Here is a 15,804-nt window from a genome sequence, read left to right on the forward strand (position 1 = left end):
CATCGAATCCTGACGAATGTAGGGAAAGTTGAATACGCGATGATGGTTTTTATACTTTTTATAAATAAAAATAGATTTTAATTTTAATTAATTGTTTTTAATTTGGCTGACCATGCGGTAAAAGTGTCAGCCTGGGCATGCCCTGCTTTGATGCCAGCACGGTGGCGGGACAATAAAAAAACCGCAGTGCGGATGCACTGCGGTGCGTTTCGATACGACGGGTGCTGCTATTGCGCCAGTAGCTGCCAGCGGCCCTGACCCAGAATCTGCAATTGCTGCTGATGGTATTGCAGCAGGCTGCTGCGGTGGCCCACGCTGACAATGGTGGTGGCAGGCAGTTGCTCTCGCAGCAGGCGGTACATGGCGTCTTCCAGCCCTTCATCCAGCGCCGAGCTGGCTTCGTCCAGAAAGGCAATATCCGGCTGGTTCAGCAATAGCCGGCCAAAGGCCAGGCGTTGCTGTTCGCCCAGCGACAGCGTCTGGCTCCAGTCACGCTCCTCGTCCAGCCGTGCTTGCAGATGACCCAGTTGTACGGCTTGTAGGACCGTTATTGCCTGTTGGCTATCCCCGGCGGGGGGCGTGGCCGGATAGTACAGCGCATCACGCAGGCTGCCGCCCGGCAGGTAAGGCTTTTGCGCCAGGAACATCAGCCCGTGTTCCGGACGGATGATGCGACCGCTGCTATAGGGCCATAGCCCGGCCAGGCTACGCAGCAAGGTGGTTTTGCCAGAGCCGGAGCTGCCGCGGATCAGCAGCGCGCTGCCGCTATGGATGTCCAGATCAACCTGCTCCAGTAGTTTGCGCCCATCCGGAGCCTGCAGGCAGAAGTTTTCCAGTGCCAGCCGCTTGCCATCCGGCTGTATATCGGGGCGTGGCAGCGACGCAGCCTCCTGCATGGAATCGCAGTAACCGGACAGCCGGTTCAGTACGGCACGGTAGCCGGCAAAATCGTCGTAGGCATTGCGAAAGAAGGACAGATTGTCATGCAGCGTGCCAAAAGCACCGGAGGTCTGCATCAGATCGCCCAAGGTAATCTGCTTGGAGAAAAAACGATGGGCCTGCACGATGAGCGGAAACACCACGGCGGTCTGGCTGACAATCAGGTTGAAGCCCTGGAATTTCAGCGACCGGAACACGATGCGCCAGTTGTTGTGGATGATCTGGCCAAAGCGGCTGCGCAGCAGCATGCCCTCCACTTTTTCCCCGGCATAAAAAGCAATGCTTTCCGCATACTCCAGCAAGCGCACCAGCAGGTAACGATAGTTGGCGTTGTACTGCTCGTTCAGGAAGTTCAAGCGCACCAGCGGCCGGCCGATCTTCACCGCCAGCACCGTGGCAATCAGCACGTAGACAAACACCGCAAACACCATGGCGCGCGGTATTTCCACCCCCAGCAACTGCAGGGGGCCGGACAGACTCCACAGGATCAGCGTGTAGGCCAGGGTGGAAACCAGTGATCTAACCACGCCCATCGACAGGCCGAGCGAGCTGTCGACAAAGCTGCTGACATCCTGCTGGATACGCTGGTCGGGGTTGTCACTGCGCTGTGGCAGGTATTGCAGACGGTAGAAGGCGTCGTGCTGCAGTAGTTTTTGCAGTAATTGTTCGTTCAGCCAAGCGCGCCAGTGGATGGAAAAGCTCTGGTTGACATAAAAGCTGAACAGGCTGCGCAGCACATGCAGGCTAGCGACAATGCAGAAGATACGGATAAAGCTCCAGAACAGGCTTTCATTCAGTTGCTGCAGCGAGTTGTATAGCCCGTTGCTCCAGTTGGACAGTACGACATCAATGCGCACACCTATCAGGGTGAGCAGCAGGATCAAGGCCAGACCCAGCAATGGTTTGGCGCTACGTTGCAGGCTGAAGTAAGCGCCGCTGAGTTGCCAGAATTGCCGGCCCCAACTGGTGAGCCGCACCAGTGCCCAGACTGCAATGCCAAACAGCAGGCAGGTAATGCCATAGGCTTTGGCTACCCAGACCATGCTGGTTGCCAGTTCCTGATTCCAGTCCATGTTTTCCCTTCGATAGATTCAGCCATGCCGCACCCGCAACCCGGTTGGACTGCCGGTTCCGGGCGCGGTGGGCATGAAGGAGTGAGAGGTTGCCAGCGAGAACAGCGGCTCAGCTTACGATGCAGCCCGTCTGCTGCCAAATGCTACAAGCCGATAATTGATGAAAAATTGTTGCCGTGCGCGACAGGCCAAGACCTCAGTCAGGCTGCCGCGCAATTGTCCGGCTGGCTACCACAGCACCTTCACCGCGCTGTCGCCCAGCCAGTCCTGCAAGGCCAGCAGCAGGCTGTCATCCAGCCGGACGGCCCAGCTTTGCGACAGGGCTACATCGCCACGCGCTTGGGCATTGCTGTAGCTGATGCGTACCAGGCCGCCATTTTCCTCGTCACGATAGGGGGTGAGCAAGGCTTTCAGCCGGTTGACATCGGCATTGCCGTTCATCTGCAAGGACAGGCCACGGGCAAAGCAGCTGCGTGCCTCGCCCAGATCGTAAATGCGGTCGGCCATGATGCGCAGACCGCCAGAGAAACTGTCCTCGCTCACCTTGCCTTGCACCACCAGCACGATGTCTTCTTTCAGCTTGTTGCGGTTGACTTCGTAGCTGTCACCAAAGAGGCCGATTTCGCGCTTGCTGCTGCCATCGTCCAGTTCGACAAAGGCCATCTTGCCGCGATTGCCCATCTTGACGCGGATGCCGGTGACAAAACCGGCCAGCAGTTGCGGCTCCTTGCGCGGCGTCAGGCGCGACAGCGTGGTCTTGATGAAGGCGCGTACTTCCTGCGCATAAGCGGAGAACGGGTGGCCGGACAGGTAGAAGCCGATGGCCAGTTTTTCTTCCGCCAGCTTGACGGCGTCATTCCATGGCCGGGTGGCCACCATTTCCACCGCCGGGGCCACGTCGTCGCCAAACATGTCGAACAGGCCGCCCTGATTGGCATTAGCATGGGCCTGATCAGCCGCCTCCATCGCAAGGCCGACATTGGCAAACAGCAGGGCGCGGTTGGGTTCGATGCTGTCGAAGGCACCGGCGCGGATCAGCGCTTCGATCACCCGCTTGTTGACCAGCTTCTTGTCGGTACGCTGGCAGAAATCAAACAGGCTGGTGTAAGGGCCACTGGCTTCACGCACCGCCACGATATGGTCGACGGCAGATTCGCCACTGCCCTTGATCGCGCCCAGTGCATAGCGGATTTCCTGACGGCTGACCGGCACAAAGCGGTAGAAGCTGTGATTGACGTCCGGCGGCAAGAAGCGCAGGCCGTTCTTGGGGTCGGTGGCGTCGTCATAGAACACCTTGAGCTGGTCGGTATTGTCCAGTTCGGTGGACATGGTGGCGGCCATGTAGGCGGCGCAATGATGTGCTTTGAGCCAGGCCGTATGGTAGGCCACCAGCGCATAGGCGGCGGCGTGCGATTTGTTGAAACCGTAGCCGGCGAATTTCTCCATGTAGTCGAAGATTTCGTTGGCCTTGGATTCGGGAATGTCCTGCTTGGCGGCACCCTGCACGAACATGGCGCGCTGCGCCACCATCTCCTCCACCTTCTTCTTACCCATGGCGCGGCGCAGCAAGTCGGCGCCGCCCAGCGAGTAGCCGCCAATCACCTGGGCGGACTGCATCACCTGTTCCTGATACACCATGATGCCGTAGGTGGGGGCCAGTACCGGCTCCAGCAGCGGGTGCAGGTATTCGAACTTGGCACCGTGCATACGCTGGATGAAGTCGGGAATCAGGTCCATCGGGCCCGGACGGTACAAGGCCACGAAGGCGATAATTTCTTCGAACTTGCTGGGTTTGGCTTCCACCAGCATTTTTTTCATGCCGGAGGATTCAAACTGGAACACGCCGGTGGTGTTGGCGCTGGCAAAAATCTTGTAGGCGTCGGCATCGTCCAGCGGCAGGTGGGCAACGTCCACGTCCTCGTTGCTGACCTGCTTGATATAGCGCTGGGCCAGTTCGATGATGGTGAGGTTGCGCAAGCCCAGGAAGTCGAACTTCACCAGGCCGATCTGCTCCACGTCGTCCTTGTCGAACTGCGACACCGGCGAGGCACCGTCGGCACTGGCAATGTATAGCGGGCAGAAGTCGGTTAGCTTGCCCGGCGCAATCAGCACGCCACCGGCATGCATGCCGATGCCGCGGGTGAGGTCTTCCAGCTTCATTGCCAGTTCGATCAGCTCATTGGCACCTTCCGATTCAATGACTTCACCGATCTGCGGCTCCACTTCCATCGCCTTTTCCAGGCCCAAGGGCTTGTTGGCCTCCAGCGGAATCAGCTTGGACAGGCGGTCGCACAGGCCGAAGGGCAGGTCCAGTACCCGGCCCACATCGCGGATTACCGATTTGGACGACATGGTGCCGAAGGTGGCAATCTGGCTGACGGCTTCTTCGCCGTATTTCTGCCGGGTGTATTCGATCACGCGCCAGCGGTTTTCCTGACAGAAGTCCACGTCGAAGTCGGGCATGGATACCCGTTCCGGGTTCAGGAAACGCTCGAACAGCAGGGCGTAGCGCAGCGGGTCGAGGTCGGTAATGCTCAGGCTGTAAGCCACCAGCGAACCGGCACCGGAGCCCCGGCCCGGTCCCACCGGGCAGCCATTGCCCTTACCCCACTGGATAAAGTCGGCCACGATGAGGAAGTAACCGGGGAAACCCATCTGGATGATGGTGTCGCACTCGAACTTCAGCCGGGCATCGTATTCCGGCCGGCGCGCCTCGCGCTCGGCCGGGTCGGGAAACAGTTGCTCCAGCCGTACTTCCAGCCCGCGCTTGGCTTCGTACACCAGGAAATCATCCAGCGTCATGCCTTCCGGGGTGGGGAACAGCGGCAGGTAGTTCTTGCCCAGCACCACGGAAATATTGCAGCGCTTGGCAATTTCTACGGTGTTTTCCAGCGCTTCCGGAATGTCGGCAAAGCGCTCCAGCATCTGTTCGGTGGACAGGAAATACTGGCATTCGGAGAAATTGCGCGGACGACGCTTGTCACCCAGCGTGTAGCCCTCGGCAATGCACACCCGTGCTTCGTGCGCCTTGAAGTCATCCGGGTCCATGAACTGGATGGGATGGGTGGCCACCACCGGCAGGCCGGTTTCACCAGCCAGCCACAGCGTGGCCTGTACCACGCTTTCCACCTGCGCATTGTCCACGCGCTGGACTTCCAGATAAAAACTGTCGGGAAACAGGCTTTCCCAGTATTGCGCCCGGCGCATCGCTTCTTCGCGCTGACCCATGGCCAGTGCCACCCCGACATCACCCAGATGCGCACCGGACAGGCACAAGAGATTGCTGTTATCGCCCTGTTCCAGCCAGGCACGCTTGATTTCGGCGCGGCCACGGTACTGGTTGTGGGTGAAGGCCTGGGTCAGCAGTTCGCAAAGCCTGCGATAACCCTCGCGGTTTTTCACCGTCAGCATCAGGCGGGTGGGCTTGTCGCGGTCTTCTTCGTTTTCCAGCCAGATATCGGCCGAGACGATGGGCTTGATGCCCTTGTTGCGGCAGGACTTGTAAAACTTGACCATGCCAAACAGGTTCATCAGGTCCGACATGCCCATGGCAGGCATATTGTCCTTCTGCGCACGCTTTACTGCGTCGTCGAGGCGGACAATACCGTCGGTGATGGAAAACTCCGAGTGGAGGCGAAGATGGATAAAGCGGGGTGCGTTCATGGCGGCATTTTACCGGCAGCGCGGCATCTGCACCATGCGTGCGGCAAGATAAATCGCATCCCGATGGCGGCATGCTCGCTGCCGTGGGCTGGAGGTTTGTTGTGATTGTCACCAGCCTGTCATTGCTCCTTTTCTTGTGTTGCGTCGCAGCATTAGAATGGTGGCATCTGCAATCAGCTAAACGGTGAGTGAAATGGATTGTGATGTCAGAGAGCTGGAGGGCAGCAGCCTGTACAAATTACTGACTGGCAGCGTGCTGCCGCGTCCCATTGCCTGGCTCAGCACGCAGGATTTGCTGGGCGTGGCCAACCTGGCGCCGTTTTCCTTTTTTACCGTGGCCAGCCTCAACCCTCCGGTATTGGCAGTCAGTATTCTGAAAAAGCCTGATGGCAGTGATAAGGACAGTCTGGCCAATATCCGCGCTACCGGGGAATTTGTGGTGAATATTGTCAGCCAGGAATTGGTCGAGGAAATGAATCAGTCCTGTGCCGCCTATCCGGCGGAAGTGGACGAATTTGATCTGGCCGGCCTGGCCAAGGTGCGCAGCAAACAGGTAAAGGCACCCGGCGTGGCGCGCTCGCCAGTGCGCTATGAGTGTGTGCTGCATAGCTGCCTCGACCTTGGGCATGGGGCGGGCGGCAGTACGCTGGTACTGGGTGAAATCCGCCATGTGCATGTGGCGGATGCGGTGTATCAGGAAGGCCGGATTGATGTGCAGGCACTGCACCCCATTGGCAAGCTGGCCGGGGATGCCTACACCCTGGTGCATGCGGATTTCTCGCTGGCACGGCCCTGATTTCGTCTGACCGTATAAATGAAAAAAGCACCTGTCAGGTGCTTTTTTCTTGGCAAGGCTTAGCGCAAGGCCTGGCTGATTTTTTCTGCCATCTCGTCCAGCAAGGCATAGCGACGGTTGTATTCGCTGCGCTTCTTGCTGGCAATTTCCTCCATTGGCTTGCGCGGAATGGGGAAGGGGATGCGGAAGTATTCGGTATTGATTTTCTCGGCCCCGATATCCAGCCAGAAGCTGTCATAGTCGGCCTGGAATTCACGCCGGTAGCGCCAGGAGCTGTAAATATGGCTGTCCTTGCACACGGCCAGCACTTGCTGGCAGCCCATTTCACGGGCAAGCACCGTCAGTGCTTCCAGTGCCAGCCGTTTGGGAAACAGGCCGTGACAAGCCTTGGTGGCGGTGCGGATGCAGTCATGGCCAAATTCCTTGCGCGGGCCTTGCAAGCCGCCAATCAGCGCCACCGACTGACCCTGATACTGGCACAGGGTAAAGGTGAGGGTGGCCAGCGCCACTTGTTGGGCATCGACAAACTGCAGTGATAGCTCGCCTTCCTTGTCGAAGTAATGGTTATGCCCCATCACCCAGCTAAAGCTGCTTTCATCCTTGCCCGTGATGCTGGCAATGCAGATATTGTCCAGCGATAGCAACTGGCTGCGTACCGCTGCCGGCAGTTGCAGCATCCGGCCATAGTGTTGTTGCAGCAGCTCCAGTTTGGCCGCATTGCCCAGACTGCGGTGCAGGTAAGGGCGGTGCAGCTTTTGCGACAGGCGTGGTGCCAGTTTCAGGTAGTCCAGCAGCAGTGGCTCGCTGCTCAGATAGCTTAGCCAGCGATAGCTGCTGGACAGGGAAAGCAGGCTGCGCAAAACCAGCTTGATGCGGTTCTTGCGTTCATCCAGACAGTCCCGTCGGGAAAACTCTCCACTGGCCAGCTGCCCCAGCAGCCGGACAGGGTGAGGCCTCGAAGGTGATTCGATTGTTTTCACACAGAGTTCTTCTAAAAGCGTTCATGCACGGAAATGCATTATTGTTTATTCGGGTGTCGGCGTCTTTGGCCGGCTTGTCCCGTCGTCGTTACCGTTTGTGACGGTTTATTTCTTGTCTTCGCGTGGTTTTAGAGCGGCAATGGCGGCACGCTGCATTTCCAGCGTTTTCATCTGCATGGACAGCATGCCCAGATTCATGGTCAGCCAGCCTTCCACTACCCGCAGTTCTGCCAGCTTGCGGTCGATTTCCTCCTCGCTCATCGGCGGGAGAAAGGGCTGCGCACTAGCCGGGGTGGCAGTTTGCCAGAACTGGCGGAACATGGCGAATGGGTCGTTCGGGGTGAAATCTGCGCTCATGGCTGGCTCTCCTGGTCAAAAAAAACGGGCAAGCGCTGGCTTGCCCGTTCAGTATAAGACCAAAGCCGATGGCTTAGCTGTTGCTGGCTGCCACCTGCGCATCCACAGCGGCCAGGGCCACCATGTTGACGATGCGGCGTACCGAGGAGATCGGGGTCAGGATGTGTACCGGCTTGCTCATGCCCATCAGGATGGGGCCGATGGTCACGCCGTCGGACGCGGAAACACGCAGCAGGTTGTAGCTGATGTTGGCAGCTTCAACGTTCGGCATGATCAGCAGGTTGGCCGAGCCCTTCAGCGTGGTTTCCGGCATGGCCTGGGTGCGGATGGCTTCCACCAGGGCGGCATCGCCCTGCATTTCACCATCGATTTCCAGGTCAGGCTGGGCGTCGCGGATCAGTTCCAGCGCGGTACGCATCTTGTCGGCGGATTCACCGTTGATGGTGCCGAAGCTGGAGTTGGACAGCAGCGCGGCCTTCGGTGCGATACCGAAACGCTTCATCGCTTCGGACGCCATCTTGGTGATGCCGGCCAGTTGGACTGCATCCGGCTTGGCATTCACGTAGGTGTCGGTGATGAAGATGTTGCCGGTCGGCAGGATCAGTGCGTTCATGGCACCGGCCACCTTGTCGGCATTGTCGTAGCCCAGCACGGTTTCCACGATATCGAAATGCTGACGGTAAGTACCATAGGTACCGCAAATCATCGCATCGGCATCACCGCGGCGAACCATCAGTGCGCCAATCAGCGTGGTGTTGCCAATCACGCGACGACGGGCCTGCTCCTGGGAAACGCCCTTGCGCTTCATCAGGTTGTAGTAGTCCTTCCAGTATTCGGCAAAGCGCGGGTCGGATTCGTTGTTGACCAGTTCGAAATCCTTGCCCGGTTCCAGCTTCAGGCCCAGTTTTTCGATACGCTTTTCGATCACGCTCGGACGGCCGATCAGGATGGGGCGGGCGAGGCCTGCCAGCACGATTTCCTGGGTGGCGTGCAGGACGCGCTCGTCTTCACCTTCGGTCAGAACAACGCGCTTGCTTTCCTTCTTGGCCTGGGCAAACACCGGCTTCATGAACAGGTTGGTCTTGTACACGAACTGGGTGAGCTGGTCGGCGTAGGCGTCGAAATCCTGGATCGGGCGGGTGGCCACGCCGGAATCCATGGCAGCCTTGGCTACGGCCGGGGCAATCTTGACGATCAGGCGCGGGTCGAAGGGTTTCGGAATCACGTATTCCGGGCCAAAGGACAGTTCCTGGTCACCATAGGCGGAGGCTACCACGTCGGACTGTTCGGCCATGGCCAAGTCGGCAATGGCGCGTACGGTGGCCAGCTTCATTTCTTCATTGATGGTGGTGGCACCCACGTCGAGCGCACCACGGAAGATGAAGGGGAAGCAAAGTACGTTGTTCACCTGGTTGGGGAAGTCGGAGCGACCGGTACCGATGATGGCATCCGGACGGACTTCCTTCACCAGCGGCGGCAGGATTTCCGGTTCCGGGTTGGCCATGGCCAGAATCACCGGGTGGGCGGCCATGCTCTTGACCATTTCCTGCGACACCAGACGCGGGCCGGACAGACCCATGAAGATGTCGGCGCCAACCATGGCGTCGGCCAGTTTGCGCCAGCCGTTGTCGGCAATGGCGTAACGCAGCTTGGATTCGTCCAGCTTTTCGTCACGGCCGTGGTAGATCACGCCCTTGGAATCGCAGACGGTGATGTTTTCACGCTTCACGCCCAGCGCTACCAGGAGGTCCAGGCAGGCAATGGCGGCAGCGCCGGCGCCGGAGGCCACCACGCGGACATTGGCGATGTCCTTGTTGACCAGGCGCAGCGAGTTGAGCACCGCGGCAGCGGCCACGATGGCGGTGCCGTGCTGGTCGTCATGGAAGACCGGAATGCCCATGCGTTCGCGGCACTTCTTCTCGATGTAGAAGCACTCGGGGGCCTTGATGTCTTCCAGGTTGATGCCGCCGAAAGTCGGCTCCATCGCACAGATCATGTCCACCAGCTTGTCCGGGTCGTTTTCGTTCAGTTCGATGTCGAAAACGTCGATGCCGGCAAACTTCTTGAACAGCACACCCTTGCCTTCCATCACCGGCTTGCCGGCCAGCGGGCCGATGTTGCCCAGGCCCAGTACGGCGGTACCGTTGGTGATGACTGCTACCAGATTACCGCGTGCGGTGTACTTGTAGGCATTGAGCGGGTCTTCCACGATGGCGTCACACGGGGCGGCCACACCGGGGGAGTAGGCAAGGGCGAGGTCACGCTGGGTAGCCAGCGGTTTGGTCGGGGACACCTGGATCTTGCCGGGCTGAGGAAACTGGTGGAAATCGAGTGCGGCTTGGCGCAGTTGCTCGTCCATTCGTGAACTCCTGGGTGGTTTCTTATGGTCGTTTTGAATAATTTAGCTGAATATTATAAGGGCTAACCCTCTATCGGGGCTATGGTCCTGTCAGACAAAGTACGCGGCAAGAGGTTTTCACCTCTGCCGCGTACTTTGTCCTGTCCTGCTATCAGTGCATCATACCTAACATTCGGGGCAGCCACAGTGATATACCGGGCAGATAGGTCACGGCCACCAGGAAGCCCAGCATGGTGAGCAGCCACGGCCACACGGCCACGGTCAGCTCGGTAATGCCCATCTTGGTGATGCCGGAGGCCACGTACAGGTTAAGCCCCACCGGAGGATGGCACATGCCCACTTCCATGTTCACCGCAATCAGAATGCCGAAGTGTACCGGATTCACCCCCAGTTTGACTGCCACCGGGTAGAGGATGGGCGCCATGATCAGCACGATGGCCGACGGGTCCATGAAGTTACCGGCCGCCAGCAACAGGATGTTGGTGAGCAACAGGAAGGCCACCACACCCAGGCCCTGTGCCGTCATCCACGCAGCCATGGCTTGCGGAATCTGTTCGGAAGCCATCAGGAAGGAGAACAGCACGGCGTTGGTGATGATGTACAGCAGCATCGAGCTCATCGACGCGGCGTTGATCAGCACGCGCGGCACATCCTTCAGGCCCATGTCCTTGTAGACGAATACGGCAATGATGAAGGCGTACACGGCGGCCATGGCGGCGGCTTCGGTCGGCGTGAAAATGCCGCTGTAAATACCGCCAATCACCAGTACGATCAGCAACAGGCCCCACACGCATTCGCGGAAGGCTTGCAGACGCTCGCCCCAACTGGCGCGCGGCAGGCGCGGGTAGTCAAACTTCTTGGCACGGTACCAGGTGGTCAGGCCCAGCAATACCGACAGGCACAGGCCGGGCAGCACACCCGCCATGAACAACTGGCCTACCGATGCGGTGGACACGCTCATGCCATCCGGGCCGGTCACGTCCATGCCGGCGGTGGCGATGGAGTACATCACCAGGTTGATGGACGGCGGGAACAGAATGCCCAGCGCGCCGGAAGTGGTGATCACCCCGGCACCAAAGCGCTGCGGGTAGCCCTGTTTCACCATGGCCGGCAGGATGATGGAACCCACGGCTACCACGGTGGCAACGGAAGAGCCGGTAATGGCGGCAAACAGTGCGCAGGACACCACGCCAGCCAGACCCAGGCCGCCATACCAGTGGCCCACCAGGGTGGTGGCAAAGCGGATCATCCGTTTGGCCACACCGCCGTGCATCAGGAAGTTGCCCGCCAGAATGAAGAAGGGAATCGCCATGATTTCGAACTTCTCGATCCCGGTGAACAGCTTGAGCGCCACCGATTCGATCGGAACCTGGGTCATGGTGAACAGGAAGGTCAGTACCGTCAGACCCAGCGAGATGGAGATCGGCATGCCGGTCAGCATCAGGGTAAGCAGCAGACCGAAAATGATGAGGGTGGTCATTAGTGCTTGCCTCCGTGGTTCAGGTCGTGCGGGTGCAGATTGTCCAGATCTTCGGCACCTTCTTCGATGCCATCAACATGGCCGTGGTCATGCTTGGGCAGGCTGCCGGTCTTGATGAAGTTCCAGGCCACTTGCAGGAAGCGGAAGCACATCAGGGTAGAGCCGCAGGGGATGGCCAGGTAAACCAGCCACATCGGCGCTTCCAGGTCGGGCGATGTCTGGTCGGTATGGGCGATTTCCCAGACAAAATTGCCGCCCAGCACGGCAATCACGCCGGTGAACAGCGCGCCGGAGAGCAGGCCGAAAATGATGAATTTGGCACGGGTCTTGTCGGACAGACGGTTGATCAATACATCCACCCCCACGTGGATGCCGGTGCGCACGCCATAGGCCGCGCCGAACTTGGCCATCCATACAAACAGGTAGATGGTGAGTTCCTGAGCCCATGCCATATTGATGTGGGCCAGATAGGGTTGCAGGGTTTCGATGCCCGAGCCGTAGCGGTGAACCACGGCCACAAAGGTGATGAGGGTGGCGCTTCCCATCAACAGGGCAATCATCCACTCCTCCAGATGGTCGAGGAATTTCAGCATGATTGTTCTCTTTTCGCAAAAAGAGCGTGGGTGCAACTGGGCACGCACGCTCGATTCAAGATGGGTCAGTTGTTGGGGTTGAAGCCGGTTTCTTTATAGATGGCCTTCAGCAGGTCCGGACCGATGCGGTCAGCCATCTTGGTGTGTACCGGCAGCATGGCCTTCTTGAAGGCAGCACGCTCGGCTGCGGTCGGGGTGTAAACCTGGGTTTTGCCGGAGGCCTTGATGGCAGCCAGCGAGCGGTCGTTTTCCTTCTTGGCGATGTCATTGGCGTACTTGGACGCATCGGCAATCGCGCCATCCAGTTGGGTCCGCACATCAGCCGGCAGGCCGTCCCAGAACTTCTTGTTGACGATGACGGCATAGCCCAGGAAGCCGTGCTGGGTCAGGGTCAGGTTCTTTTGCACCTCGTAAGCCTTGCTGGTGTAGAGGTTGGAGGCTTCCAGTTCGGTGCCATCCACCACGCCGGTCTGCAGCGCCTGATAGACTTCGGAGAAGGCCATCACCTGCGGCAGTGCGCCTACCGAACGCATTTCTTCTTCCAGCACCTTGGAGGACTGGATACGAATCTTCATGCCCTTCAGGTCGGCCGGGGTGCGGATCGGCTTGTTGGAAGAGAAGTTCTTGAAGCCGTTATCCCAGTAGGCCAGGCCCTTGATGCCCTTGCTTTCCAGCTTGCCCAGCAATTGCTTGCCGATGGCACCGTGCATCACCTTGTTCACTTCGTCGTAGTTGTCGAATACATAAGGCAGGTCGAAAACTTCGAATTCCTTCACGCCCAGCGGACCAAACTTGGCCAGCGACGGGGCCAGCATCTGAACCGCGCCCAGTTGCAGGGCTTCCAGTTCTTCCTTGTCCTTGTAAAGCTGGCTGTTGGGATAAACCTGTACCTTGACCTTGCCGTGGGTACGTTCTTCCGCCAGTTTCTTGAAGTATTCGGCAGCCTTGCCCTTGGGGGTGTCCGGCGATACCACGTGGCTGAACTTGATGACAATTTCACCCGCAGCCTGGGCCATGCCAGCCACGCCAAAGGATGCACCAATCAGCAATGCAGCAATCTTCAGTTTCATATGTCTCTCCGTTTGTGTTTACGTTTGCGTTGAATGTTTTTGCTTTGCATTACAGCCCTTGTCTGCGAGCTGTTAATACCGTGTAAAGTAGAAGCCGCGCCAACAACCTGCCATTGGGGACTTCAGCATTGGGGTTTTCCCGCATCAGCTTATGCATGTGATCGATCTGCTCGCCCGTCGCCGTTCTCCCCGCCTGTTATGGCTGGGAACCTCCCTTACCCTGATTGCCCTGGTACTGGCCCTCGGCGGACTGTTCTATCTGGTGTACCGCGATTGGGTAGATGAGCAGCGCGACAACCTGATCCAAGAGGTTTTGTGGCTGGAGCAGTCGATGCGCCTGCATATGGAAGGCCAGCAAGAGTGGGCGGAGGGGGTGGCGGCGGATATCGCCAATGGCAGACTGAGCCCGGAACGCTTTATTTCCAGTGCCGCCTTCCTGATGCGGGAAAGCCCGGAAGTGCTGTTGGTACAGCAGATCGACCAAAACGCCATGCTGCTGCGCGATCAGCACGGGCAGGTGGCCCCCGGCAGGGTGTTGCATGGCGATGAATATGATGCAGTCTGGCGTGCAACGCGTTTGCGTCGTTCGTCGTACGGTCAGCCGTATCGCCGGCCGGATGGCAAATATCGCTTTGATCTGGCCGTGCCCATCATTGCCAATGAAAAAGTATTGGGCAGCATCCGGCTGGTGTATCAGTTTGATCAGCTGCTGCACCGTCAGGTGCCGTGGTGGATTGCCTCCAAGAACTACATCAGTTTTGTCGATGTGGGGGGGCGCACACTGGCCAGCAAGTTCGACCCGTCGGAACACCCCGGCAATATTTCGCACCAGACCAGTTTCGATCCACCGGGTTTCGGTGTGTACCTGCGCGCGGTCAGCTACCGTTCCGGCCTGGGACTGACCCTGCCGGTACTCACCGGCCTGATTACCCTGCTGGCGGCAGCCTTGCTGTATTCCATCTGGCGCATTCGTCGCCACATGCGCGAACGCTCACGCGCCGAGCAGGCACTCTCCACCGAAGTTGCCTTGCGTCAGGCCATTGAGGACTGCATGAAGAGTGGTCTGGTGGCCATCAGCCTGGAAGGTGAAATCCTGCGGGTGAACCGTGCTTTTTGTGAAATGCTGGGCTATGCGCCAGAGCAACTGGTGGGTCAGCGTCCGCCACATGTGTTCTGGCCCGCCAGCGACCATCAACAGATGCGCGCTGCCATGGATGCGGTAAAGCAGGGCATGCAGCCGGAGCAGGGCTTCGAATTACGCTTTGCCTGTCAGAATGGCGACTTTGTCGAAGTACGGCTGTATGCCACACCGCTGATCGAGCGTGATGGCAGCCACCGGGGCTGGATTGCCGCGCTATTCGACATTACCGAGCGCAAACGTCAGCGCTTGGCGCTTAATGCCTCCCACCAGCGTTTTCTCACTGTGCTCAATGGCATGCAGGCCGGGGTGTGCGTGGTGAGTCAGCAGAGTGGCCAGTTGCTCTATGCCAATCCGACTTTCTCTTTCCTGTGGCTGGCGGAGGAACCCGAAGCCCCATCTTGCCTGCTGCTGCCGGGGCTGCGCGCAGAGCCGGATCAGGATGATCTGGCCAGTGAGTTTACGCTGCAGGATGGCAAGCAATGGTTCCAGATGCAGCGGCGGCGGCTGGAATGGGTGAGTGGTGAAGCCGCCTGGCTGGTCATCCTGGCTGATGTCACGGAAGAGCGCGAACGCGAAGGACGGGCGCAGGCGCAGCAAGAGCGCTTCCAGACTACCTCGCGCCTGATTGCCATGGGCGAGATGGCGTCCAGTCTGGCCCACGAGCTGAATCAGCCGCTGACGGCCATTTCCACTTACTCAGCCGGATTGGCAAGGCGCTTGCCAGAGAACCTGGCGCTGCCATCCGGCGTGCGCGAGGCCGTCGCGGCCATCAGCCAGCAGGCCCAGCGGGCGGGGCAGATCATCAAGAGTATCCGCGCCTTTGTGAAAAAACATGAGCCACAACTGGAGACGGTAGATCCGGCACGGGTGGTGGCGCGCGCGGCTGGTCTGGCGGAAATGATGGCCTTCAAGGCGGGTGTGCAACTGGTGATCGAGCAGGATGCCACCGCCTGCCGCCTGGACATGGACCCGGTGCTGATCGAGCAGGTGCTGCTCAATCTGATGAAAAACGCCATCGAAGCCATGGTGGACGCGCAGACGCGCCGGCCGCACATCATCGTGCGCACTGCCGTCGGTGCCGCTTTCTGGCGGGTGGAAGTGGCCGATAACGGACCGGGACTGGCCGATAACATCAAGAACGAGTTGTTTACTCCGTTTTATTCCACCAAGCCCGACGGCATGGGGATTGGTTTGAACATCTGCCGTTCCATCGTCGAGTTTCATCGTGGCGAATTCAGCGTCAGCACCGGCGTGAGCGGTGGCTGTGTGTTCTGGTTTACCCTGCCTTTACGTCGCGACGTGTAAGCCTCATGAAAAACGGCACCCAAGGGTGCCGTTGACGTTGCGGTCGGT

At 59.0% G+C, this 15,804-nt stretch carries 10 protein-coding genes; 2 read left to right on the forward strand and 8 right to left on the reverse strand.

Annotated elements, in window-relative coordinates:
* Window positions 1-227: 227 nt before the first annotated feature.
* The gene (locus DLM_RS04205; RefSeq protein ID WP_089083125.1) at window positions 228-2,012 is read right to left on the reverse strand and encodes an ABC transporter ATP-binding protein/permease; all 1,785 of its coding nucleotides are present in this window, start codon (window positions 2,010-2,012) and stop codon (window positions 228-230) included.
* A gap of 228 nt (window positions 2,013-2,240) precedes the next feature.
* Entirely contained in the window at window positions 2,241-5,675 is a 3,435-nt protein-coding gene (dnaE, locus tag DLM_RS04210; RefSeq protein WP_089083126.1) for a DNA polymerase III subunit alpha, read from the reverse strand.
* 193 nt (window positions 5,676-5,868) lie between these two features.
* On the opposite strand from dnaE, the gene DLM_RS04215 reads away from it, so the two are divergent.
* Entirely contained in the window at window positions 5,869-6,471 is a 603-nt protein-coding gene (locus DLM_RS04215) for a flavin reductase family protein (protein ID WP_089083127.1), read from the forward strand.
* A 59-nt stretch (window positions 6,472-6,530) separates the two neighbouring features.
* Here the strand turns inward: DLM_RS04215 and DLM_RS04220 are convergent, their stop codons facing one another.
* The 6 genes from DLM_RS04220 to DLM_RS04245 form a co-directional block, all read right to left on the reverse strand.
* Window positions 6,531-7,451: a VirK/YbjX family protein gene (locus tag DLM_RS04220; protein ID WP_089083128.1), complete on the reverse strand. Its 921-nt coding sequence runs from the start codon at window positions 7,449-7,451 to the stop codon at window positions 6,531-6,533.
* A gap of 105 nt (window positions 7,452-7,556) precedes the next feature.
* Window positions 7,557-7,808: a PhaM family polyhydroxyalkanoate granule multifunctional regulatory protein gene (locus tag DLM_RS04225; RefSeq protein ID WP_089083129.1), complete on the reverse strand. Its 252-nt coding sequence runs from the start codon at window positions 7,806-7,808 to the stop codon at window positions 7,557-7,559.
* A gap of 73 nt (window positions 7,809-7,881) precedes the next feature.
* Window positions 7,882-10,167, reverse strand: coding sequence for an NADP-dependent malic enzyme (locus tag DLM_RS04230; protein WP_089083130.1), 2,286 nt, complete (start codon window positions 10,165-10,167; stop codon window positions 7,882-7,884).
* Window positions 10,168-10,318: 151 nt separating this feature from the next.
* Window positions 10,319-11,647, reverse strand: a complete 1,329-nt coding sequence (locus DLM_RS04235; protein WP_045847197.1) for a TRAP transporter large permease — start codon at window positions 11,645-11,647, stop codon at window positions 10,319-10,321.
* Window positions 11,647-12,240, reverse strand: coding sequence for a TRAP transporter small permease (locus DLM_RS04240; protein ID WP_089083131.1), 594 nt, complete (start codon window positions 12,238-12,240; stop codon window positions 11,647-11,649). The genes DLM_RS04235 and DLM_RS04240 overlap by 1 nt, the downstream gene beginning before the upstream one ends.
* Window positions 12,241-12,305: 65 nt before the next feature.
* Window positions 12,306-13,310 (reverse strand): TRAP transporter substrate-binding protein, encoded by a 1,005-nt coding sequence (locus DLM_RS04245; RefSeq protein ID WP_089083132.1) that lies wholly within the window; start codon window positions 13,308-13,310, stop codon window positions 12,306-12,308.
* A 151-nt stretch (window positions 13,311-13,461) separates the two neighbouring features.
* Here DLM_RS04245 and DLM_RS04250 point away from each other — a divergent pair, with 151 nt between their 5' ends.
* The gene (locus DLM_RS04250) at window positions 13,462-15,756 is read left to right on the forward strand and encodes a PAS domain-containing sensor histidine kinase (RefSeq protein WP_089083133.1); all 2,295 of its coding nucleotides are present in this window, start codon (window positions 13,462-13,464) and stop codon (window positions 15,754-15,756) included.
* Window positions 15,757-15,804 lie beyond the last annotated feature (48 nt).

Source organism: Aquitalea magnusonii (assembly GCF_002217795.2).
Taxonomy (GTDB): domain Bacteria; phylum Pseudomonadota; class Gammaproteobacteria; order Burkholderiales; family Chromobacteriaceae; genus Aquitalea; species Aquitalea magnusonii_B.